The sequence below is a fragment of the Pseudomonas sp. REP124 genome (assembly GCF_020164475.1).
Lineage (GTDB): Bacteria > Pseudomonadota > Gammaproteobacteria > Pseudomonadales > Pseudomonadaceae > Aquipseudomonas.
Genome location: NZ_JAIQWX010000035.1, coordinates 1 through 21,779, shown reverse-complemented (window position 1 = coordinate 21,779; position 21,779 = coordinate 1). Strand labels below are relative to the sequence as shown.

Below are 21,779 nucleotides of genomic sequence, written 5' to 3'. Positions count from 1 at the left end.
TTGCTCGCGAAGGCGTCGTGTCAGATACATTGATTTCGACTGACACTCCCTCTTCGCGAGCAAGTCGAATCGTCGCACCGCCGCTCCCACAGGTTTAGTCCCTATGGTCATTCCAGACCGCGAGCATCCCGCTCTTCGATCGGTCGGCTCTGACGCTGGCGCTTGCCGCCCAGCACCACCCAGTCGATCAACCGGAACAGGCACTCGATGCCGAACGACAACAGCAACGCGCCGCTCATGCCCCAGATCATCGCTTCAGGCGTCAGCAGGATCTGGTAGCTGTAGCCGTTCCAGGTTTCCTTGCGAATGTCCGGATCGGCGGCCAGCACCACTTGCAGGAAGCGGATGTACCACGGGCCCTGCATCGCCTGGAATTGCTTGTCCAGCGCGACCTGGCGGGTCAGCAGATTGCTCAGGCTGTCGGCATCGCTGCGAAAGATCGGATCTTCGCTCGCCCGGTAATGAGCCACCAAGGCCTGCATATCGCCCTTGAAAAACTGGTTGGCGGTGTTCTGGAAGCCGCTCAACCCGGCCTGCGCTTCGATCAGATGCGCTTCGACCCGCTTGGCGTAATCGCTGATGAATCCCGGCACCTGAACACCGATCAACAGGCCCGCCGCAAACAACACCAGCCGTAGATAACTGAGCAACATGGGAACAGGTCCTTATTCGGTCATACCCTGGCTGACGCATTCACCGCGTCGCCACAGGCTCCATTGGCCCGGCTCGTAGCGGGTCCAGGTTTCGTTTTCGGTCAGAGGCTCGGTGGCGATGACCGTAACCACGTCGTTGGGCGTGGTTTCGGCCTGGAAATCGACGATCACATCGACATCCTTCAAGCGCGCCGGGCCGAACGGGGCACGACGGGTGATCTGCGCCAGCTTGGTCGAGCAATAGCAGAACAGCCAGTCGCCATCGCTGAGCAGGCAGTTGAACACGCCTTTGCTGCGGTATTCGGCGCAGGCGGCCACCAGATCCGGCAGCAGCTCTTCGACTTCCACCGGCTCCGGGAACGCGGCGCGCACGCGGTTGAGCAGATCGCAGAACGCCGCCTCGCTGTCGGTATCCCCGACAGGGCGGTAAAAACTGGTGATTGGCTGGAAGTCCGCCAGCTGGCCGTTGTGGGCGAAACACCAGTTGCGGCCCCACAACTCGCGGACAAACGGATGGGTGTTGGACAGGCAGACTTTGCCGACGTTGGCCTGGCGAATGTGGCCGATCACCACTTCGCTCTTGATCGGGTAGCGCTGCACCAGGTTCGCCACTTCCGACTCGCTGCTCGCCGCCGGGTCCTGAAACAGGCGCAAGCCGCGGCCTTCATAGAAGGCGATGCCCCAGCCGTCCCGGTGCGGACCGGTGCGCCCGCCGCGCTGCATCAGCCCGGTGAAGCTGAACACGATATCGGTCGGGACATTGGCGCTCATGCCCAATAACTCACACATGCTCGGACTCTCGCTTAAAGCCAGGGGCAGGATTACAGGCGGGGTTCGACCCGCATACGCTGGGGATTGCTCGGGACCGGTGGACGACCGTAGCGATCATCACCGGCGCCGCCGAAGGGTTGATCGTCTTCCCGGTCATCCGCCTGGACCGCGGCTTTGGCGGCGGCCGTCTGTGCCTTGCGAGCGTTGGAAGCGCGCTCGATGGGGAAGCGGATCGCCACGAACACCAGATAGATGGCGAAAGCGATCATGCCGTACATGAACAGGTCGGAAATCGCCCGCCAGGCGTTGTTGCCGACCTTGAACAACAGGTCCAGGGCGGTAATGGCGACCGCCGGGGCCAGCTTTTCCTTGACCGGGTCGATGATGGTCGGGCTGAACAGCAACACCGCCATCAGCACCCGCAGCGGCTCGCGCAACCATCGCCACATCCAGCGGGTCAGGCGCATCCACACCAACAGGCAGCCCAAAGCGGCAAAGGCGTAAAGGCCCCAGGCGATCAGATAGTCGTTCTCGGTCATGGTGTCCGTGGCATGGCAGGCAAATTGGCGCTTATGATAACGGCTTTTCGCACGTCAGGCTGCACCTATGCCTGCCGAGCCAGTCACAGAACCTGTGGGAGCGGGCTTGCTCGCGAAGGCGTCGGGTCAGAAACATTGATTCCGGCTGACACTCCCCCTCCGCGAGCAAGCCCGCTCCCACAGGTTGCGAAACCCCTATTCCGTATCTTGTCCGAGAGCCATTCATGTCCTTATCAGCGAACGCCCCACTCCCCCCGATCGCCCACAAGGCCGAAGGCTCTGACCCCTATGCCTGGCTGCAGGAACGCGACACCGCAGCGGTGCTCGACTACCTCAAGGCCGAAAACACCTACCAGGAAGCGCAAACCGCCGATCAGGCCGAGCGGCGCGAGACTTTGTTCCAGGAGATCAAGGGCCGGATTCTCGAAACCGATCTGTCCCTGCCCTCCCCCTGGGGCCCGTACCTGTATTACACCCGCACCACTGCCGGCGACGAATACGCCCGGCACTACCGCTGCCCGCGCCCGGCCGATGACAGCCTGACCCTCGACGAAAGCCAGGAACAGTTGCTGCTGGACCCGAACGTGCTGGCCAATGGCGGTTTCTTCTCCCTGGGCGCGTTCAGCATCAGCCCGGACCACCAGCGCCTGGCCTACAGCATCGATTCCACGGGCGACGAGATCTACACGCTGTTCGTGAAGGAATTGTCCGACGGCCGTGTCAGTGAGCTGGAGTTCCAGGACTGCGACGGCAGCATGACCTGGGCCAACGACAGCCTGACCCTGTTTTTCGGCGAACTGGACGACACCCATCGCCCGCACAAACTGTTGCGCTACCGACTGGACGGCACGGCCGCCGAAGAGGTGTTCCACGAGCCCGACGGTCGCTTCTTCATGCATTGCTACCGCTCAAGCTCCGAGCAGCAATTGCTGCTGTCGGTGGGCAGCAAGACCACCAGTGAAATCTGGGTGCTGGACGCCAACCAGCCGCAGCAGGCCTTCACCTGCATCGCGCCACGGGTCGAGGACCATGATTACGACGTCGACCACGGTATGCTGGACGGTCAATGGACCTGGTTCATCCGCACCAATCGCGACGGCATCAACTTCGCCCTGTACACCGCCGCCGATACCGGCGTCGCCCCCGTCGAATCCACCTGGCAAAACCTGATTCCCCATAGCGACAGGGTGATGATCGACGGCCTGAGCCTGAACGCCGGCGCCCTGACCCTGAGCCTGCGCGAAGGCGGCTTGCCAATCATCGAAGTCCACCCGCAGGACTTGCCGAGCTATCGGGTACAGCTGCCGGACGCGGCCTACAGCCTGCATGTGCAGAACAGCCTGGAATTTGAAAGCCCGCGGATTCGACTGCGCTACGAGGCGTTGAACCGTCCGGCGCAGATCCGCCAGCTCGAACTGGTCAACGGCGAGCAGAAAGTCCTCAAGGAAACCCCGGTGCTAGGCCCATTTGACGCCGATGCCTACGTCAGCCAGCGCCTGTGGGCCACGGCGCCCGATGGCACCCAGGTGCCGATCAGTTTCGTGGTCAAGCGCGAAGCCCTCGGCAAACCGACGCCGCTTTATCTTTACGGCTACGGCGCCTATGGCCAGAGCCTCGACCCGTGGTTCTCTCACGCACGCCTGAGTCTGCTCGATCGCGGCGTGGCGTTTGCCATCGCTCATGTGCGTGGCGGCGGCGAGCTGGGTGAAGCCTGGTATCGCGCCGGCAAGCAGAAACACAAGCACAACACCTTCAGCGACTTCATTGCCTGCGCCGAGCATCTGATCGCCTCCGGATTGACCACTGCGCCACAACTGGCGATCAGCGGCGGCAGCGCCGGCGGCCTGTTGATCGGTGCCGTGCTCAATCAACGACCGGAGCTGTTTGGTGCGGCGATTGCCGAAGTGCCGTTCGTCGACGCGCTCAACACCATGCTCGATCCGGATCTGCCGCTGACCGTCACCGAATACGACGAGTGGGGCAATCCGCAGGAGCCGGACGTGTACGATCGGATCAAGGCCTACGCCCCATACGAAAACGTCACCGCGCAGGCGTATCCTGCGACGCTGGTGATAGCCGGCTACAACGACAGCCGCGTCCAGTACTGGGAAGCGGCCAAGTGGGTGGCCAGGTTGCGCGCGACCAAGACCGACGACAATCTTCTGCTGCTCAAGACCGAACTGGGCGCCGGGCATGGTGGGATGAGTGGTCGGTACCAGGGATTGCGTGACGTAGCGCTCGAATATGCATTTTTGTTCAAGGTATTGGACATAGCCTGAGGAACTTGGCTTACGGTGTCGGTCTCATTTCCCGGCACCTGTGGGAGCGGGCTTGCCCGCGATGGATTCAAAAACGCCGTGGGGTGTCAGGCTCCCAGCGTTATCGTTGACGACCATCGCGAGCATGCTCGCTCCTACAGGGGATGGGGTTTGGCTCGAATCCGCAACAGACACAACAAAAAAGACCGCACGACATGTCAGAAACGACCTTGCTGAACAACGAAATCCGCGATTGGCTGATGGACTGCGGCCTGTTCAACCAGCTGTTGCCGGCGGACTTTGCCGCGGCTTCGGGCTATTTCAGCATCAGCACCATTGCCCAGGGCGAAGAGATTTTCCATGAGGGGGATGCCGGCAGCTTCATGTGCATCATCCACACCGGCCAGGTGGCTGTGCAAAAAACCACCAGCGACGGCCAACTGGTGACCATTGCCACCCTGCGCAGTGGCCGCTCATTCGGCGAAATGGCAGTGCTCGACGGCGAACGCCGCTCGGCAAGCTGCGTGGCGGCGAGCAACTGTCAGTTGCTCAATCTGGGCAAGGATTCGCTGGAAAAGATGCTCAACGACGCCCCGAAGATCGCCGCCAAGATCATCCGCGCCCTCGCCGTGTCCCTCTCCAAGCGCTTGCGCATGGTCGACGGGCAACTGCTCTCGCAGCAGGTTTAACCGCCGGGCGATTTGACCTTCGGCGGATTCTGCTCGATCCCCGGCACCGGTTGATCCTTGGTGGGCGGGCTGGGCATATCGATCGGCACCAGCGGCGGGCCGCCACTGCCGGCACCGACTTTTGGCACCACCGCCGGGGTGATCTGCGGGTAAGGCGTGGGTGTAGCGGTGCCAGGGGAACCGGGCATCGGCGCTGGACTGACGGGCGTGACTTGCAGCGGCTGTGCGGCTTGCACTGCAGTAATCGAGAGCGCGGCCAGGGCAATGACCGTTAGAATGGTGCGCTTCATCAATGGCTCCGTTGGCCTTGTTGTCATGTGCAGGCTACTCCCAACTGTGTTCGTTTGCCTTCCCCTCTGCCGTCATTTTCTCCTCAAGTGAGCCCCATGAAACGTTTCGTACTGCTCGATACCGCCCCAATTCCCGAGAACGGCGGTGCCCTTTGCCTATTCGAATATGGCGAGGATTTCGTCATCAAGATTCAGGGCGGTGACGGCGGGCAACTGATGAATACGCGCATGCACGGCTCAGAGGATGCCCTGGCCGAGATTCCTTGCCGCAAGGTCGCCGGACGCCCCGATTCTCGGGTGTTGATAGGTGGTCTCGGCATGGGATTCACCCTCGCCTCGGCGCTCAAGCACCTGGGCAAGAGCGCCGAAGTGGTGGTCGCCGAACTGGTACCTGGCGTGGTCGAGTGGAACCGCGGCCCACTGGGCGAGAAAGCCGGCAAACCCTTGCTGGATCCGCGCACCGTCATCCGCATGGAAGACGTGGCCAAGGTCCTGCAGGCCGAGCCGCAAGGCTTCGACGCGATCATGCTCGACGTCGACAACGGCCCCGAAGGACTGACCCGCAAAACCAACAGCTGGCTCTATTCATCAGAAGGCCTGGCAGCCTGCGCCAAGGCCATGCGCCCCAAAGGTGTGCTGGCAGTCTGGTCGGCCAGCGCCGACCGGCATTTTTCCGACAAACTGAAAAAAGCCGGGTTCAAGGCCGAGGAAGTGCAGGTCTTCGCCCACGGCAACCGGGGCACCCGCCACACCATCTGGATTGCCGAGAAGCTCAAGGGCTGAGCTAAACTCTGCTGTATAACCGTCATTAGTCTTTTACAAAGGTGAACCCATGAGTTCGTCAACCCCAACCAACACGTCGAAGCTGGATCGCATCCTCGCCGACAACCAGCGCGACAAGGAAATGGGCTATCGCGACAAGGCCCTGAAGATGTACCCGCACGTATGCGGCCGCTGCGCCCGGGAATTCTCCGGCAAGCGCCTGAGCGAGCTGACCGTGCACCACCGCGATCACAACCACGACAACAATCCGCAGGATGGTTCGAACTGGGAGCTGTTGTGCCTGTATTGCCATGACAACGAACACTCGCGCTATACCGACCAGCAGTACTTTGGCGAAGGCTCGCTGAGCACCCCGAAGATCGCCAAGGCGACGCACAATCCGTTTGCGGCGTTGGCTGGGTTAATGAAGAAAGAAGACTGATCTTCAGTGGCCTGACGGGCCTCTTCGCGGGCAAGCCCGCTCCCACAGGGTTTTGCGGTGATCACAAATTTTGAAATCACCATCAATCACTGTGGGAGCGGGCTTGCCCGCGAAGAGGCCATTCAAAACACCACCAATCTCAAACTGACCACCCCTCCCCCAATCCCCGTATAATCGCGCTTTTTTCCCCAAAGGCACCCCGCAAGTGGCAGACAAACGCTACAGCTGCATCGGTTTGTACAACCCCAAATCACCAGAGAACGTCGGTTCCGTGATGCGCGCCGCTGGCTGTTATGGCGTGGCGTCGGTGTTCTACACCGGCAAACGCTATGAGCGCGCCGCCGACTTCGTCACCGACACCAAGCGCGTCCACTACGACATCCCGCTGATCGGCATCGACGACCTGAAAAAGATCCTCCCGCTCAATTGCGTGCCGGTTGCCGTGGAGCTGGTCGAGGGCGCCCGCCCGCTTCCCGAATACACCCACCCGGACCGCGCGCTGTACATCTTCGGCCCGGAAGACGGCTCGCTGGACAAGGAAATCCGCGACTGGTGCGAAGACGTGGTCTACATCCCCACCACCGGCTGCATGAACCTGGCCGCCACGGTCAACGTCGTGCTTTACGACCGCATGGCCAAGGGCCTGAACACCCGCTCGGGGCCGAAATTCCGCTGATTTTCGCGACATTGGATGGAACGAGCGGGCAAGATCGGCAGTCAGCTTGAATATCGACCTATCAAAGCCCCACTGCCTGGAGACAGACCATGAGCGAACTCAAACGCGTAGAACGCATCGATTCCACCCCGTTCCAGAGCCCGACCGAGCAAAACGTCCAAGGCTGGGAACGCCTGGGCTCCCTGGCCGGTGGCGTGGTGATGGTCGGCAAGGGCCTGCGCCGTGGCGGGATCTTCGGCTTGATTCAGGTGGCTATCGGCGGAGTCGCCCTGGCTCGCGGCATCACTGGCCATAGCTCGGCGAAAAGCCTGCTGGAGAAAAGCCGTCAGGACATGAACAACGTGCGGGCGAAGATTCAGCGGGCGGGTGAGGAATTGAGCCAACTGAAAGCCAATGCAGAGGCGGCGACCAAGACCGCGACGGTAACCGGCAATGATTCATTGAAATCGCCCAAGGCATAAAAGCTAAAGATCGCAGCCTTCAACAGCTCCTGCAGGAGCTTGCGCGGGCTGCGATCTTTTTTATTGCAGCAAATCGGTGTCCAACACCTTGGAAGAATCCCCGATCACGCTCTCACTGAGCTGAACGAACTCCTTGGTATCCAGTGTCCCCAAGCGCATCGCCCCGCGCAGCACATCATCCAGCGAACGCTTGTTGCGGGTCTTCAGGCGAATCTCGCGGTCCAGCTCCTGCATCAGCACCACGGCCTTGGCGATCTGCGCCGGGCTGACCTGTTCGCTGCGCAGAGTGGTGACTTTCTGGCCAGCCTTGGTCAAGCGTTCCTGCAAACTCTGATAGCGCTCGTCGCTCATGCCACCGGCGCGGCGCACCAGTTCGATGGCGTAGTACTCGGCGAAACCTTCGCTGATCCAGTCGCTGCGCTGCTTGTCGTTGATTCGCCCGAACAGCTGCGCCAACTCCCGCACCAGCGCGCTGCTGCCGCTTTCGCTGACCAAGGGCAAATGAGTGTTCAAGTAGATCGATTCATGGGCCGCGAGGCTGCCGCGCCACATGGGATCGTTGGCGCCGACAATCAGCAGCTTGGAGGGATGACGGTCATATACGGCTTGCACCTGCGGCCAGACGAACGTCAAAAGGGTCAACACATCCATGCGCCGCATGCCCTGCCGCTGGGGCGAGGCCACGGTCACTTCGGTTTCCCCCAGGCGGGTGCGGCGGCTGCCCAGGTTACCGGCGAGCATCCAGCCGGTCGGCCGGTCGAACAATCGGGAAACGTTGTCGATGCGGAATTTGTTCTTGCCGATGCGTGGCCAGGCGGTTTCGACGCTTTTCCAGCCGTTGGGCAATTCGAATTCCAGGCGTGAGACCAACTCGATGCCGTCCTGCTGATCGAGCCGGGCCGGCGGCACCAGATCCTCACCGCGCAGCAGCGCCCAGTTCGGCGTCATTCGGGTGTCGAAGCTGCCGTTCTTGCGGGCGTGGCTGACGTGAACGCGGTAGGTCAGGCTGGCCTTGTCCGTGGCCGGGCGCCAGACGCCGCGGGCCTGCGCGCCCGGGGTCAGCTGCCACTGGCCGTCGGCTTTGAAATCGCTGTAGCGGCTGCCGTCGCCCAGATCGAAATCCAGGCTGCGCACCGCCGAGCCCTGGGCCAGGGTCAGGCGCACTTCTGCCTGGTCACTTTGCGGCAACAGACGCACGTGGTAATCCAGATCGACCTTCTTCGCCGCCCACACGGGCGAGCTCAGGGCCAGAAGCCCAACGACCAGCGCCCGCCGCCATCCCACAGCCATACACACTCCTTGGTGAAATCCGAACTCGCCGTGGCGATCAACCCGCGCGGAAAATCAGATGATCTTCCCAGTCATCTTCCGGCACGCTGCCTTCGGCCAGCATACGCCCGGACTGAGAAATACGTTCGTGATGCACGGCGTCGCGGTCGCCGCACACCAGGTGATGCCACAACGGCAGGTCCTTGCCCTCGCTGACCAGGCGATAACCGCAGGTCGGCGGCAGCCATTTGAACTCATCGGCCTTGCCCGGGGTGAGCTGGATGCAATCAGGCACCGAGGCGCGACGGTTCGGGTAATCGCTGCACTGGCAGGTTTTCAGGTCCAGCAGTTTGCAGGCGATGCGCGTGTAATAGACGCTGTTGTCTTCTTCGTCTTCGAGCTTTTGCAGGCAGCACAGACCACAGCCGTCGCACAGCGATTCCCATTCCTCCTGATCGAGTTGATCGAGGGTTTTGCGTATCCAGAACGGTTCGACTTTGGCGGCCATGTCTCAAGCATCAACATCAGGTGGTGAAAAGGCCGCCAGTCTAGTGCGCAAGGTCCCCGGGGCCAAGCACTGGCGACTGCCGGTAGATCGGGACTTGTCAGTTTTTGCGCCGACCAGTAGCTTTGCCAGTCGCAAGGCGCCCTGCCCGCGTGCCATTAACGCTCGACCGCGTTGCATTACGGTGAATCGCCACGGCGCCCGACAAACCTCACTGCCCAGCTCAACTGCGCCCGCAGGTTTGCGACACCCTCACTTTCAAACGTAGCAAGGAATCTCTTGATGAGTGCAAACCCGCGCATTGCCGATTACGTCATCCATCCTCAGTTCACCGATCGCTGGTCGCCTCGCGCCTTCACCGGCGAAGCCATTCCGGTCGAAACCCTGCTGAGCTTTCTCGAAGCCGCGCGCTGGGCGCCGTCGGCGTACAACTCCCAGCCATGGCGCTTTCTCTACGCTCGCCGCGACACGCCGAACTGGGAGCGTTACCTGGGCCTGCTGAACGAGTTCAACCGCAGCTGGGCGCAACACGCCTCGGCCCTGGTGATCGTGATCTCGAAAACCACCTTCACCGCCCCCGGCGCCAGCGAAGAAACCCCGGCCCTGTGGCACACCTTCGACACCGGTTCCGCCTGGGGTCACCTGGCGCTGCAGGCGAGCATCAGCGGCTGGCACACCCACGGCATGGCTGGTTTCGACCAGGAGCTGACCCGCAAGACGTTGAACATTCCAGAAGGTTATGCGCTGCACGCTGCCGTGGCGATCGGCAAGCTGGGGGACAAGGCATCGCTGGCCGAGTACCTGCAAGCCCGTGAAGAGCCGAGCCCGCGTCGTCCGTTGAGCGAGCTGGCTGCCGAGGGTGATTTCACCCTCTAAGCCACGCTGCAAAAACCAATGTGGGAGCGGGCTTGCTCGCTCCCACTTTTTGATCGAGGCGTTTCAATAACCGCGATTGAAATCCACTTCCCCGCGCAACCCCTCACCCGCCTGATAAGCCCGCAGGTTCTCGACGAACAGTTTCGTCATCAACGATGGCGAAGTCGGCGCCGAGCTGTGGCCGGTCAGCAGCAGGCCCCAGGCCGTCCAGAACGGGTGACGCTGCGGCAGCGGCTCCTGACGGCAGACATCGATTACCGCGCCCGCCAGATGTCCTTCCTTCAAGGCTTCCACCAGATCCGCGTCAACCACCGCCACACCGCGCCCCGCATTGATGAACAACCCCGTTGGCTTGAACTGCTTGAACAGTGCTGCATCGTAGATATCGTGGGTGTTCGGCGTATTTGGCAGCAGGTTAACTACGTAATCCACTTGCCCCACCAATCGCGGCAAATCCTCAAGAGACCCGACTTCGATGAACGGAGCCTGACCTCTGGCCTCGCTGGCGACACCGTACAACTCAACACCGAAGGGCATCAGGAACTGCGCCACGGTCTGCCCGATATCGCCGGTGCCAACGATCAACACCTTGCGCCCCGCCAAGCTCTGGCCATGACGGCTATCCCACTTGCGCTCGACCTGGCTGACCAGCCGCGCCAACACTTCACGTTCGTGACCGAGCATGTAGGTGAGCACGTATTCGGCCATGACCTGACCGAAGATCCCCACCGCGCGGGTCAGTCGATAGTCACGCGGCAGGCCCTCGGCGAGCAGCGGCGTGATGCCGGCCCAGGTGGATTGCATCCACTGCGGTTGATGGCCCTGGCGCAACAACGTGGCCAGCAGATCGGGCTGGCCGAGCCAGACCGGACACTCGGCAGCCTGGCGGGACAATTCAGCGGAATCTCCGCTGGTCAGCACTTCGAGGTCGGGGGCGGCTTCACGCAACAGCTGGGTGTAGACAGGGTGGTCGTGTTCGGCAATCAGAACGCGCATGCTTCAACCTTTCAAAAAAGCGCTGCAGATGGCCACCGACATGCGTCCCGGCCATCGCCAAAATCATTCCAGAATGTCACAGAGACTCTGAACAGAGCCTGTCGGCCCTTTAAACAGGGTCGTTGCGTCGCAGCAACTCTTCTGGCAGGTGCTCGATGTATTCCTCTTCGGCAGGCGGCATTTGCAGGTGGTAGCCCTGCTTTTCAAGGTTCGCCAGCACGACGGCAATGTCCTCGCGCGACAGTTTGCGCTCCGGAGTCAGCACCAGGTCGAAAGCGTGAATGGCCTTGCCGAAGGCGGCGAGCAGAGGTTCAGGTACGCGCTCCAGTGCATCGCTCTTGAGCACATAGAGATACATCTCGTTTTTCTTCGAACTGCGGTAGATGGAGCAAATACGTTTCAAGGCTGTTCTCCGGCGGTGGCCAGGCTGTCGAGCAGCGCCTGGCCCATCAATTCGCGGCGCCAGCCACGCAGCGAATCAGGCAATTGATAGGGACCATTGGGGAAACCGCTCTTGAGCAGGGCTTCCAGGGTTTTCTTGCGCAGCATCACCTCTGGCGCGATGTCCAGGCGCTCGGCCTCGGCCTGGCCGATGGCTTTCATCTGTTTGAGCAGCGCGGCGGCGTCTACTGGCAGCGGCTCCGGCACGGCGGGCGGCCACTGATCGGGCGGCAGACTGCCGGAGCGCTTGATCAGATCGAGCAGAAACTCGCCGTCCTGACGCACGGTGCGCGGGTGCATGTCTTCGATTTTCGCCAAGGCGCCCAAGTTGTCCGGCTGGGTTCGAGCCAGTGGCCACAGCGAATGCTCGCGAATGATGCGGTTACGCGGCAAGTCGCGGGCACGCGCCTGGGTTTCACGCCAGGCGCAGAGCTCACGCAACACGGCAAGTTGTGCGCGGGACAGTTTCCAGGCCAGTTTGGCGTCGCGATAGACCTCGTAGGGATCGGTCTCGCGACGCAGATTGGCCACCAGCTCCGCGCCATCCTCCAGGACCCAGGCATATTTGTCGTCAGACAGCTTCGGACGCAGCTGTACGAAAACTTCGGCCAGGTGCAGGGCATCTTCGGCGGCGTAGCTGATCTGAGTTTCGGACAACGGGCGTTGCAGCCAGTCGGAACGGGTTTCGCCTTTGGGCAGCTCGATGCCGAGCACTTCCTGCACCAGGCGCGAATAGCCCATGGAAAAACCCAGGTTCAGGTAAGCGGCGGCCAGTTGCGTGTCGAACAGCGGCGCCGGCAGACTGCCGGTCAGGCGCAGCAGGACTTCAAGGTCTTCGCTGCAGGCGTGCAGGACTTTGACCACCGCGCGGTTTTCCAGCAGCGCGGCCAGGGGCTGCCAGTTGTCGATGGTCAGTGGATCGATCAGGTAAGCGCGCGAGCCATCGCCCACCTGCAACAGGCCGGCGATCGGATAGAAGGTGTCGACCCGCATGAATTCGGTGTCGAGGGCAACGTAGGGCAGTTGCTGCCATTCGGCGCAAAACCGGCCAAGGCTATCGTTGTCGCGAATCCAGTGAATTTCGATGGCCACACGGCTCTCCCTTGAAGAATGGCGCGCAGTATATATCGCCCCCGGCGATTTCCGCGCATCCACTGAACAAGAGCATTAGCGAAAATACCTGCTTAACAAAAAGAATAGTCTGACAAAGCCAGGTTGGGTGATCTTACAGAACGCAGGAACGCGCATCGCCGGGTGGACGGGAAAGCAGTATCGATCGCTGCATAGCCGCCCTCGATTGTCTGCTGCAATTTCATTGCTTGGCCAGCACGCCGTCGATCACCGCCCCGCGACATCCGGCGAACATGTCCAGATCCTGGTTGTAAACCTTGCTGTTGACCTCCAGCAGACCCAGCATCGAATGGAACAGGTTGTCCTGGCTCAGCGGCTTTTCACGGCTCAGTTGCAGGCAATGGGTGTCCACTGAATACGACTTCTGATAGCTATCGGAGAACCAGGCCAGCATCGCCACGTGTTTCTGTTGTTCCGGCGCCAGCATGTAAGGCGTGCCGTGCAGGAACAGGTTGTATTCGCCCAGGGATTCGCCGTGGTCCGACAGATACAGCATCGCGGTGTCGACCTTGTCCTGATTGCTGCGCAAGATATCGATCAGGCTCGACAGCACGTGGTCGGTGTAGACGAGCGTGTTGTCGTAACCGTTGACGATGCTTTCGCGACTGCAATTGTTCAGTGCATTACTTTCACAGACCGGGGTGAAGTGTTCGTATTCCTTCGGGTAACGCTTGAAGTATTCAGGACCGTGGCTGCCCATCTGGTGCAATACCAGCACGGTGTCCTTATCCAGGTTATCGATGAAGTGCTGCAGGCCTTGCAGCAGGATCTCGTCGCGACACTCACTGTTGGCACACAGCGTCGGGTCTTTCAGGTTGCTGACATCTTGCAGAGTGACCCGATCGCAAGTGCCCTTGCAACCGGACTGGTTGTCGCGCCAGATGACATCGATACCCGCGCGCTTGAGCACGTCCAGCAGACCTTCTTCATTCTTTGCCTTGCTGGCGTTGTAGTCCTTGCGCCCCATGTTGGAGAACATGCATGGCACCGATACGGCGGTTTCCGTGCCGCAGGAATGCACATCTGTGAATGCGATCAGGCCGGCCTCCTTATCCAGTTTCGGCGTGGTGTCACGGTCGTAACCGAGGATGCCAAAGTTCTCGGCCCGGGCGCTCTCCCCGACCACAAGCACTGTCAGGGATTTGCGGCTGTGCGCTTGCACGGAAGGGTTGAGCCGGGCATCTTCGCCAATTTTGACGAACGGCTGCTGCGCGGATGCGACCTGTTCACTCAAGTAACCAAATGAGGCGCCAATGTAATTGCTCGGCACTACCATCAGGCGCAATTCATGGTGATTGCGAAACAATGAAGAAAGTCCCTGGTAGTTAACCAACGCGACCCCGCCAATAACCGCAGCCGATGCGACGGTTACCAGAACTTTACTTAGCAGCTCGCGGTGCCAGCGACGAAAGTTTATCGGTGTTTTCCACAACAGCCAGGAAGGCAGAACACCCAATAACAAAACATAGCCAAGCAACTTCAACGACAGTAAATCGCGCACTTCCGTGGCATTGGTTTCGGCAAAGTTGCGAAACATGCCAGCATCGATCAATACACCGTACTGGCTCATGAAGTAAGCCACACCGGCGCTGATCATGAACAGCAGCGTCAGGACCGGCTTCATCACAGGCCGGAATGCCAGCAACGTGAGCACGATGTTGAAGGCGGCGAGGATCATCGCGCCGAACGCCACGCGCATCACCACGCCCTTTCCGTCGGCGGCAGTGATTTCAAACAGGTGCTGCCACAACACGAAATTGAAGGCAGTCAATAAAAAGGCGCTGGCAATCAGCGTCACCCACTCCGGGCGCACGGCTTTAATCTTCAACATGGCAATCGGCTGTTCCTGAAAATAGGTGCCGCCGGTAAATGTGAAAATTTCATTTACCGCGACAGCACTAATTCTGGGCAGCCAACCATCAATTTTTTGTGAAAAAGAAGCCAACGATTAGTTGGCTTAGGGAATTACAGTGAAACTTTCGAATTATTTGAGAACTGTTCAGCGTTGGTTCAGCTCTCAAAAACACATTCGGCGAAAGAGTTCACTCAGACGCCAATGGCGGTCTTGGTATACGACTCGCGGTCAATATCGAGAATTTCCACGCACAACTGGACTTCCACGCCCGCCGGCCACTCACACAGATCCTTCACCACCGTCAGCAGGCTTTCGGACAGCTGCTGCTTGATCTGCGGCGAACGCCCACTCAACAGCGCCAGCTTCACATGCACGAACGCCCGCTCCACCATTGCCGTGCCGACCTTGAATGTCTCGACCTTCACCGCACGACTCTTGATGTCGAATTCGGCACCGAACTGCCCGGAGCCCACCAGCGTGTTGTTGAGTCGCATCAAGGCGACATCGGCATTCAGCTCGGGCAGGTTGGCGGTGTATTCCAGGTGCAGGTGAGGCATGACGTTACTCCTGTTGTTCGCTTAAAAGCTCGGTGAAAAGTGGCTACATATAACATGCTGCGGTTCAGGTCATTGGGAAAGCGACATCAGATTGCGCTCACCCATGTAGGTTTCAATCCGTGAACGCAGCCAGCGCTCGGCGGGATCGCTGTCGACGTGGCTGAGCCAGACCATGCACAGCTCAAGCGCCGGCGTCGGAAACGGAAAGCCTTCCTTGAACAATTGGCCGGACGCCGCCATTGCCTCGGCGGTGTAGTCCGGCAGGCTGGCAATCAGGTTCGTACCGGCCAGCAACGCCGGCAACGAACTGTACTGGGGCACCGAGAGCACCACCTGACGCGAGCGGCCAATTTGCGCCAGCCACTCATCGGCATAGCCGCTGACGTTGGCGATGTGCGAAACCAGCACGTGTGGACGCGAGCAGTACTCATCGAGGGTCAGCGGGGCTTCAGAGACATCGGCGCGCAACACGCTGGCCTGGATGCGTCGCAATAATTTGCGCTTGGCGTTGGCCGGCAAGGCGCGAGTCTGGGTGACACCGACAGTGATATCGCCGGATGCCAGCAGATCGGAAATCCGCCAGTGATCGACGGTCTGTACCACGAACACCACCTTCGGGGCTTCCTGGCGCAGCGCGTGCAACAGCGGCGGCAGCAGCCCGTATTCGACGTCGTCGGACATGCCGATACGGAAGGTCATGGTGCTGTTGCCGGGGTCGAAGTCGTGGGTCAGGCTCAACGCCACCGACAACGAATCGAGCGCCGGCGACAAATGCCGGAAAATCTCCTCGGCCCGTGCCGTGGGCTCCATGCGATGCCCCACGCGAATGAACAACGGATCGTTGAACATCGTACGCAAGCGATTGAGCGCCGAACTGATGGTCGGCTGGCCGAGAAACAGCTTGTTTGCCACCTTGGTGACGTTGCGCTCAAGCATCAGCGTTTCAAACACCACCATCAGATTGATGTCGGCCTTGCGTAGTTCGTTGCGATTCATCCATTGCCCCCGCCTTTTTAACTGTCGACAGTTTAGGGAGGTGTAATAATCTGCGTCTATGCAACAACACAAATGCGTCAGGCATTTTTTTCATTTAATGCAATTCAAGTCACAGCGTTCGATCACCGGCCATCAAGGCCGCATGTCCGGCACTACTTTGGTCCGATAGGATTTAAACCATAATGTTGTAAATGCGGATAGGAAACGTCTTCAGGGAGGACGTATGACAGCCAACGATGACCTGATTGAATGGAATACCCACTGGCGACTCGCCGAAGGCATTGTGTCCTGCAAGGCGTGCCAGGCGCAGCAGCGGGAAACGGATCGGGCGACTCCGTTTTCGCATCACCCTGGCTGCGGAGAGGCTGCCAGGAACGGGCTTCCCTGGGATCAGCTGGATACGATCTGCCATACGTTCAAGCACGGTGGGCCCATCTGACTTATCCGGCGAAGGAAAATCTTTCGCAAACGAAAAAGCCCCTGAAATGTTCAACCATTTCAGGGGCTTAGTCTTATTCAATAATGGCGGAGAGATAGGGATTCGAACCCTAGGTACCGGTGAAGGTACAACGGATTTCGAATCCGTCCCATTCGGCCACTCTGGCATCTCTCCAACGGCGCGCATCATAACAGCACATTCGCAGGAAGCGAACCCCTTTCGCGAAATATTTCTGTGCTATCAGATGCTTGCGTCGGTTAAAGCGGTACGCCCAGACGGTTGGCGACTTCTTCATAGGCTTCGATGACGTCACCGAGACCCTGACGGAAGCGGTCCTTGTCCATCTTCTTCTTGGTGTCCTTGTCCCAGAGACGGCAGCCGTCCGGGCTGAACTCGTCACCCAGGACGATGGAGCCATCGCTGAACACGCCGAATTCGAGCTTGAAGTCCACCAGCAGCAGGCCGGCGTCGTCGAACAGCTTGCTCAGGATTTCGTTGACCTTGAGGGACAACTCTTTCATGCGAACCAGTTGCTCGGCGGTGCCCCAGCCGAATGCCACAACGTGGGATTCGTTGATGAACGGGTCGCCCTTGGCGTCGTCCTTCAGGAACAGTTCGAAGGTGTAAGGGTTGAGTTTCATGCCCTCTTCGACGCCCAGGCGCTTGACCAGGCTGCCGGCGGCGTAGTTACGCACTACGCACTCGACCGGGATCATGTCCAGCTTCTTCACCAGGCATTCGTTGTCGCCCAGCAGCTTGTCGAACTGGGTCGGCACGCCGGCGGCTTCGAGTTTCTGCATGATGAAGGCGTTGAACTTGTTGTTCACCATGCCTTTGCGATCGAGCTGTTCGATGCGCTTGCCGTCGAACGCCGAAGTGTCGTTGCGAAACAGCAGGATCAGACGGTCAGCGTCGTCGGTCTTGTAAACCGACTTGGCTTTGCCGCGGTAGAGTTCTTCACGTTTTTCCATGATGGGCTCCGCTTGCTAAGTAGATGGGCTAGGCGATGTGTCGCCAGTCGAGCCCTGAATCTTGATCGGCCAGTTGCAGCCAGTCCGGGTCGCACCCGAGGGTGTCGACAAAACATTGCCGGGCCAGCTGCGGCAGGTTGTTCTTGCTGCTCAGATGGGCCAGGACCAGATGTTGCAGGCCTTGCCAGCCCAACTCGGCCACCAGGAATGCCGCCTGATGGTTGTTCAAATGTCCCAGTTCACCGCCCACCCGCTGCTTGAGAAAGTACGGGTAGTGACCGCGAGCCAGCATGTCCCGGCAATGGTTGGCCTCGATCATCAGCGCATCGAGATCACGATAGCCCTCCAGCACCCTGTTGCAGTACGAACCCAGGTCGGTCAACAGGCCGAAGCGCCGCTCACCGTCACTGAAGACATATTGCGTCGGTTCCTGCGCATCGTGGGCCACGGCAATGACGCCAATGCTCAGGTCGCCGATCTGCAGTCGTTCACCATCAGCCAGAAAGCCCGTGGGCTCGATGGGCTTGCGCATCCCGCGCAGAGTCCCGCGGCTGAGGTAGACAGGCAAATTGTAGCGCCGAGACAGCAAACCCACGCCATGCACGTGGTCGGCATGTTCGTGGGTCACGAGTATCGCGCTCAGTTGCGCCGGGTTCACACCCAGGCGCAACAGGCGTTTTTCGGTTTCCCGCAGGGAGAAACCACAATCGACCAGCACATAGGTATCTGCACTGGCTACCAGCGTGCCGTTCCCTTGGCTACCGCTGCCGAGAACGGCAAAACGCATGTGATCAGCCCAGATTGTCCTGAATCACGCTCAACACTTTGCGCGCTACGTCAGCCGGCGCCACGGTGTTGATGTTTTTCTCGACGGTGACCTGGACGCTGTCACCCACCTTGCTCAGGCGAACCTGATAACGCTCGGCGCGCGCTTCACGCTCTTCCTTGTCCGGCGTGCTGCCGAACAGGCTGCTGAAGAAGCCAGGCTTGTCGTCTTTCTTCTCGGCCTTTTCGGCCAGGTTGATGTAGTACAGGCCCAGGCTGCGGTTGATGTCTTCCACGCGCCATTCGCCCTGCTCCAGCGCACGGCCGACGCTCGACCAGGCACGGTCAAGGTCGGAGCCGACGTTCAGCACAGGGTTGCCGCTGCCGTCTTCGCTCAGGCTGACACGATTTGGGGTGTCGAAGTCACGGGACGCCAGCATGGAAACCGAACCGCCCTTCTCGGAGATACGGCTCATGCTCGCGAGCATGTCGTCGACCAGCGCAGCGTCCAGGCCGGTGTTGACCGAACGGTTGGTGAATTCGACGTCGGCGGTGCTGCCGGCAGGACGCTCGGCGGTGACCACATAGACTTCGCTGGTATTGCGCTGCACACCCGGCTCGATACGTACACGGGCACGGATTTCGCTGTCGGAGGCGACACCGGCGGCGCTCAAACGCTTGGCCATTGCCGCCGACAACTCGTCGGAGTGCTGCCAGGTAGTGGTGAATTCGCCGGTCTGCGGGCGCTGTTCGTCCAGGCGGAAACCGTTGTCCTGGAAGAATTGCACGGCCACGGGCCAGGCTTCTGCAGGCGGGTTCTGCGCCAGGATCCAGCGCGCGTCGCCGCTCTTCTGCAGGGAGTAGGCGCTGGCATCGGCCACGGAAGACAACGGCAGCGGACGAGGAACGACGTACTCACCCTTGGCAGTGTCATCGGCCACGTTACGCGGGATCGGCAGCAACGGGTCCAGGCGCTTGGCGTCCTTGATATCCGGTGGCAATTGCATTGGTGCAGTCTGTTGCGCTTCCAGGTAATCGCTACCACGGTCACGGAAATAACCTTCCGGGCCCCAGATCCATCCACAGCCACTGGTGCTGGAGATGATCAAGGCAAGTGCGGAAAGTCCGGCCATTCGCTTCATGCGTTGTACTTCCTCAATTAAGCCAGGACGCCGGACTGGCGCATGGCCTGACGCAGCGGTTCGTGACATTCGGCGCTGAGCCAGGTGAGCGGCAGACGGATACCGCCCGGCATCAGGCCCATCTCATGCAGCGCCCATTTCACAGGGATAGGGTTGGATTCGATAAACAGGGTTTTATTGAGCGGCATCAGCTTTTCATGGATGGCACGCGCTTTTTCGGCGTCGCCGTTCAGGGCTGCGATGCACAGGTCGGACATGTCACGCGGAGCGACGTTGGCAGTCACCGAGATGTTGCCCTTGCCGCCCAGCAGAATCAGTTCGACCGCGGTAGCGTCGTCACCGGAAATCACCAGGAAGTTGCTGCTGACACCGTCGATGATCGCCTTGGCGCGCTTGAGGTCGCCGGTGGCTTCCTTGATACCGATGATGTTCTTGACGGTCGACAGGCGGATCACGGTCTCGGCCTGCATGTCGCATGCGGTGCGGCCCGGGACGTTATAGAGGATCTGCGGGATGTCGACGGCCTCGGCAATGGCCTTGAAGTGCTGGTACAGGCCTTCCTGGGTCGGCTTGTTGTAGTACGGCGTGACCAGCAGGCAAGCGTCGGCGCCGGCGGTCTTTGCGTTGATGGTCAGCTCGATGGCTTCGCGGGTCGAGTTGGCGCCCGTGCCGGCGATCACCGGAATGCGGCCATTGACCTGCTTCACGACGCGACGGATGACTTCGATGTGTTCGTTCACATCGAGCGTGGCGGATTCACCTGTGGTGCCGACCGCCACGATGGCGTGGGTGCCGTTTTGCAGGTGAAAGTCCACCAGTTTGCTCAGGCCGTCCCAGTCGAGATTACCTTGTGCATCCATGGGTGTGACCAGTGCCACCATACTGCCCGCAATCATGCAACCGCTCCTGCCGGAAAAAGAGAGCCGTAATGGTACTGGCGCCAAGATGCTTGTACAAGCGAAGTACTGCGCTGCCGCCATTCCCCTTGGCGCCGCTTTTCGCTACCCTTCAGACTTTGATCGGTACCGACAGGCTCGTACGTCGGCTCTGAGCCTCCAATTTCGGTATCACAAGCCCCGTTCCAGCGTTGCCATTGCGCTGCTCCTGCCATACTGGAGCACATTGCAACCTGCGCCAGGGGCGTTGCGATTCGCATTCGCAGGCTCGCTCCGCTAAAACAGACCGATGGAAGTACCGACCGCTCATCGCTTTAGGAATGCTGCATGTCCACCCCCACAGTTCGCGAACAATTCCTTGTCATCAGTGCCCTCGGCGCCAACCCCATGGAGCTGACTAACGTCCTGTGCCGCGCCAGCCATGAAAACCGCTGCGCCGTGGTTACCTCGCGCCTGACCCGTCATGGCGAGTGCAGTGCGCTGGTCCTTGAAGTCTCCGGCAGCTGGGATGCCCTGGCCCGCCTGGAAGGCAGCCTGCCGATCCTGGCCAAGCGTCACGCCTTCACCGTCAACGTGGTGCGCAGTGCCGCGCTGGAAAACCGCCCGCAGGCACTGCCGTACGTTGCCTATGTCAGCTCGGCCTATCGCTCGGACATCGTCAACGAGCTGTGCCAGTTCTTCATGGACCACAACGTCGAGCTGGAAAACCTGACCTGCGACACCTATCAGGCTCCGCAGACCGGCGGCACCATGCTCAACGCCACCTTTACCGTGACCCTGCCTGCCGGCGTGCAAATCAGCTGGTTGCGCGATCAGTTCCTGGATTTCGCCGATGCGCTGAACCTGGATGCCCTGATCGAACCGTGGCGCCCACAAAACCCAATGTAAGGAAGCTTTCATGGCCGTTGCCATCGACCAACCGGTCGCCGACTTCGAAGCACCCGCCACCAACGGGCAAACCGTCAGCCTGGCGGCACTCAAGGGCAAGCAGGTAGTGATCTACTTCTATCCGAAGGACAGCACGCCGGGCTGCACCACCCAGGGCCAGGGCTTTCGCGACCAGCTGGATGCCTTCAAGGCGGCCAACACCGAAGTCTTCGGGGTATCGCGTGACGGTTTGAAATCCCATGAGAACTTCAAGGCCAAGCAGGCGTTCAACTTCGAGCTGATCAGCGACAAGGAAGAAGCGCTCTGCCAGCAGTTCGACGTGATCAAGCTGAAGAAGCTCTACGGCAAGGAATACATGGGTGTGGATCGCAGCACCTTCCTGATCGACAAGAACGGTGTATTGCGTCAGGAATGGCGCGGCGTGAAGGTGCCGGGGCATGTCGATGCGGTATTGGCTGCGGCTCAGGCTCTGAATAAGGCCTGATTTTTTCGGCGTCTGTTCAATCGCTTC

26 protein-coding genes and 1 tRNA gene are annotated in these 21,779 nt (G+C 60.2%); 10 read left to right on the top strand and 17 right to left on the bottom strand.

Going from position 1 to position 21,779, the window contains the following annotated elements:
- Positions 1-107 precede the first annotated feature (107 nt).
- From K9857_RS11435 to K9857_RS11425, 3 genes are read right to left on the bottom strand one after another with little or no spacing between them, the layout of a single operon-like run.
- Complete coding sequence (locus tag K9857_RS11435) at positions 108-653, bottom strand: DUF2937 family protein (protein ID WP_224535834.1); 546 nt, start codon at positions 651-653, stop codon at positions 108-110.
- 12 nt (positions 654-665) lie between these two features.
- Positions 666-1,442 carry a class II glutamine amidotransferase gene (locus tag K9857_RS11430; RefSeq protein ID WP_224535832.1) on the bottom strand — a complete coding sequence of 259 codons (777 nt, stop codon included), beginning with the start codon at positions 1,440-1,442 and terminating at the stop codon, positions 666-668.
- A 32-nt stretch (positions 1,443-1,474) separates the two neighbouring features.
- Entirely contained in the window at positions 1,475-1,963 is a 489-nt protein-coding gene (locus K9857_RS11425; RefSeq protein ID WP_224535830.1) for an MFS transporter, read from the bottom strand.
- Between the two features lie 224 nt (positions 1,964-2,187).
- On the opposite strand from K9857_RS11425, the gene K9857_RS11420 reads away from it, so the two are divergent.
- Together K9857_RS11420 and K9857_RS11415 are read left to right on the top strand one after the other, a co-directional pair.
- Positions 2,188-4,242, top strand: coding sequence for a S9 family peptidase (locus K9857_RS11420; RefSeq protein WP_224535828.1), 2,055 nt, complete (start codon positions 2,188-2,190; stop codon positions 4,240-4,242).
- 194 nt (positions 4,243-4,436) lie between these two features.
- A complete protein-coding gene (locus K9857_RS11415; RefSeq protein ID WP_077046467.1) occupies positions 4,437-4,910 on the top strand; it encodes a cyclic nucleotide-binding domain-containing protein in 474 nt (157 codons plus the stop codon).
- On the opposite strand, the gene K9857_RS11410 is transcribed toward K9857_RS11415, so the two are convergent.
- Positions 4,907-5,200: a hypothetical protein gene (locus K9857_RS11410; protein ID WP_224535826.1), complete on the bottom strand. Its 294-nt coding sequence runs from the start codon at positions 5,198-5,200 to the stop codon at positions 4,907-4,909. The two genes, K9857_RS11415 and K9857_RS11410, sit on opposite strands and share 4 nt — an antisense overlap.
- 96 nt (positions 5,201-5,296) lie before the next feature.
- Between K9857_RS11410 and K9857_RS11405 the strand changes: the two genes are divergently transcribed.
- The 4 genes from K9857_RS11405 to K9857_RS11390 all read left to right on the top strand — a co-directional run bounded on the left by K9857_RS11405 (position 5,297) and on the right by K9857_RS11390 (position 7,541).
- Positions 5,297-5,983 (top strand): spermidine synthase, encoded by a 687-nt coding sequence (locus tag K9857_RS11405; RefSeq protein WP_224535825.1) that lies wholly within the window; start codon positions 5,297-5,299, stop codon positions 5,981-5,983.
- Between the two features lie 49 nt (positions 5,984-6,032).
- Positions 6,033-6,404, top strand: coding sequence for a YajD family HNH nuclease (locus K9857_RS11400; RefSeq protein ID WP_007944009.1), 372 nt, complete (start codon positions 6,033-6,035; stop codon positions 6,402-6,404).
- Between the two features lie 205 nt (positions 6,405-6,609).
- Entirely contained in the window at positions 6,610-7,080 is a 471-nt protein-coding gene (locus tag K9857_RS11395) for an RNA methyltransferase (protein ID WP_007911337.1), read from the top strand.
- An 89-nt stretch (positions 7,081-7,169) separates the two neighbouring features.
- Positions 7,170-7,541 (top strand): DUF2892 domain-containing protein, encoded by a 372-nt coding sequence (locus K9857_RS11390; protein ID WP_224535823.1) that lies wholly within the window; start codon positions 7,170-7,172, stop codon positions 7,539-7,541.
- Positions 7,542-7,601: 60 nt separating this feature from the next.
- Here K9857_RS11390 and K9857_RS11385 read toward each other — a convergent pair whose 3' ends face one another.
- Together K9857_RS11385 and K9857_RS11380 are read right to left on the bottom strand one after the other, a co-directional pair.
- On the bottom strand, positions 7,602-8,831 hold the full coding sequence (locus K9857_RS11385) for a hypothetical protein (protein WP_224535821.1): 1,230 nt from the start codon (positions 8,829-8,831) through the stop codon (positions 7,602-7,604).
- Between the two features lie 37 nt (positions 8,832-8,868).
- Positions 8,869-9,318, bottom strand: a complete 450-nt coding sequence (locus K9857_RS11380; protein ID WP_224535819.1) for a YcgN family cysteine cluster protein — start codon at positions 9,316-9,318, stop codon at positions 8,869-8,871.
- A gap of 279 nt (positions 9,319-9,597) precedes the next feature.
- Here K9857_RS11380 and K9857_RS11375 point away from each other — a divergent pair, with 279 nt between their 5' ends.
- Positions 9,598-10,191 carry a nitroreductase family protein gene (locus K9857_RS11375; RefSeq protein WP_175376167.1) on the top strand — a complete coding sequence of 198 codons (594 nt, stop codon included), beginning with the start codon at positions 9,598-9,600 and terminating at the stop codon, positions 10,189-10,191.
- 63 nt (positions 10,192-10,254) lie between these two features.
- Here K9857_RS11375 and K9857_RS11370 read toward each other — a convergent pair whose 3' ends face one another.
- The 6 genes from K9857_RS11370 to K9857_RS11345 all read right to left on the bottom strand — a co-directional run bounded on the left by K9857_RS11370 (position 10,255) and on the right by K9857_RS11345 (position 16,167).
- Positions 10,255-11,187 (bottom strand): D-2-hydroxyacid dehydrogenase, encoded by a 933-nt coding sequence (locus tag K9857_RS11370; protein ID WP_224535817.1) that lies wholly within the window; start codon positions 11,185-11,187, stop codon positions 10,255-10,257.
- A gap of 109 nt (positions 11,188-11,296) precedes the next feature.
- Positions 11,297-11,590 carry a YcgL domain-containing protein gene (locus tag K9857_RS11365; protein ID WP_224535815.1) on the bottom strand — a complete coding sequence of 98 codons (294 nt, stop codon included), beginning with the start codon at positions 11,588-11,590 and terminating at the stop codon, positions 11,297-11,299.
- Positions 11,587-12,720, bottom strand: a complete 1,134-nt coding sequence (gene rnd / locus K9857_RS11360) for a ribonuclease D (RefSeq protein ID WP_224535813.1) — start codon at positions 12,718-12,720, stop codon at positions 11,587-11,589. The genes K9857_RS11365 and rnd overlap by 4 nt, the downstream gene beginning before the upstream one ends.
- Before the next feature lie 220 nt (positions 12,721-12,940).
- Positions 12,941-14,590, bottom strand: a complete 1,650-nt coding sequence (locus tag K9857_RS11355; RefSeq protein ID WP_224535811.1) for a phosphoethanolamine transferase — start codon at positions 14,588-14,590, stop codon at positions 12,941-12,943.
- A 215-nt stretch (positions 14,591-14,805) separates the two neighbouring features.
- Complete coding sequence (locus K9857_RS11350; RefSeq protein WP_224535810.1) at positions 14,806-15,171, bottom strand: 5-carboxymethyl-2-hydroxymuconate Delta-isomerase; 366 nt, start codon at positions 15,169-15,171, stop codon at positions 14,806-14,808.
- A 69-nt stretch (positions 15,172-15,240) separates the two neighbouring features.
- Positions 15,241-16,167 (bottom strand): LysR substrate-binding domain-containing protein, encoded by a 927-nt coding sequence (locus tag K9857_RS11345; protein ID WP_224535807.1) that lies wholly within the window; start codon positions 16,165-16,167, stop codon positions 15,241-15,243.
- A gap of 223 nt (positions 16,168-16,390) precedes the next feature.
- Here K9857_RS11345 and K9857_RS11340 point away from each other — a divergent pair, with 223 nt between their 5' ends.
- Positions 16,391-16,606 (top strand): hypothetical protein, encoded by a 216-nt coding sequence (locus tag K9857_RS11340; RefSeq protein WP_224535805.1) that lies wholly within the window; start codon positions 16,391-16,393, stop codon positions 16,604-16,606.
- 84 nt (positions 16,607-16,690) lie between these two features.
- Here K9857_RS11340 and K9857_RS11335 read toward each other — a convergent pair.
- The 5 genes from K9857_RS11335 to dapA form a co-directional block, all read right to left on the bottom strand.
- A tRNA-Ser gene (locus K9857_RS11335) sits at positions 16,691-16,780 on the bottom strand.
- A gap of 83 nt (positions 16,781-16,863) precedes the next feature.
- Positions 16,864-17,577: a phosphoribosylaminoimidazolesuccinocarboxamide synthase gene (purC, locus tag K9857_RS11330; protein ID WP_060541247.1), complete on the bottom strand. Its 714-nt coding sequence runs from the start codon at positions 17,575-17,577 to the stop codon at positions 16,864-16,866.
- A 28-nt stretch (positions 17,578-17,605) separates the two neighbouring features.
- Positions 17,606-18,364: an MBL fold metallo-hydrolase gene (locus K9857_RS11325; RefSeq protein ID WP_224535803.1), complete on the bottom strand. Its 759-nt coding sequence runs from the start codon at positions 18,362-18,364 to the stop codon at positions 17,606-17,608.
- Positions 18,365-18,368: 4 nt separating this feature from the next.
- Positions 18,369-19,484, bottom strand: a complete 1,116-nt coding sequence (gene bamC, locus K9857_RS11320; protein WP_224535801.1) for an outer membrane protein assembly factor BamC — start codon at positions 19,482-19,484, stop codon at positions 18,369-18,371.
- 17 nt (positions 19,485-19,501) lie between these two features.
- Complete coding sequence (gene dapA / locus K9857_RS11315; RefSeq protein WP_224535799.1) at positions 19,502-20,380, bottom strand: 4-hydroxy-tetrahydrodipicolinate synthase; 879 nt, start codon at positions 20,378-20,380, stop codon at positions 19,502-19,504.
- Between the two features lie 327 nt (positions 20,381-20,707).
- Here dapA and K9857_RS11310 point away from each other — a divergent pair, with 327 nt between their 5' ends.
- Both K9857_RS11310 and K9857_RS11305 read left to right on the top strand, forming a co-directional pair.
- Positions 20,708-21,268 (top strand): glycine cleavage system protein R, encoded by a 561-nt coding sequence (locus K9857_RS11310; RefSeq protein WP_175376178.1) that lies wholly within the window; start codon positions 20,708-20,710, stop codon positions 21,266-21,268.
- A 10-nt stretch (positions 21,269-21,278) separates the two neighbouring features.
- Positions 21,279-21,752 (top strand): peroxiredoxin, encoded by a 474-nt coding sequence (locus tag K9857_RS11305; protein ID WP_224535797.1) that lies wholly within the window; start codon positions 21,279-21,281, stop codon positions 21,750-21,752.
- Positions 21,753-21,779: the final 27 nt, after the last annotated feature.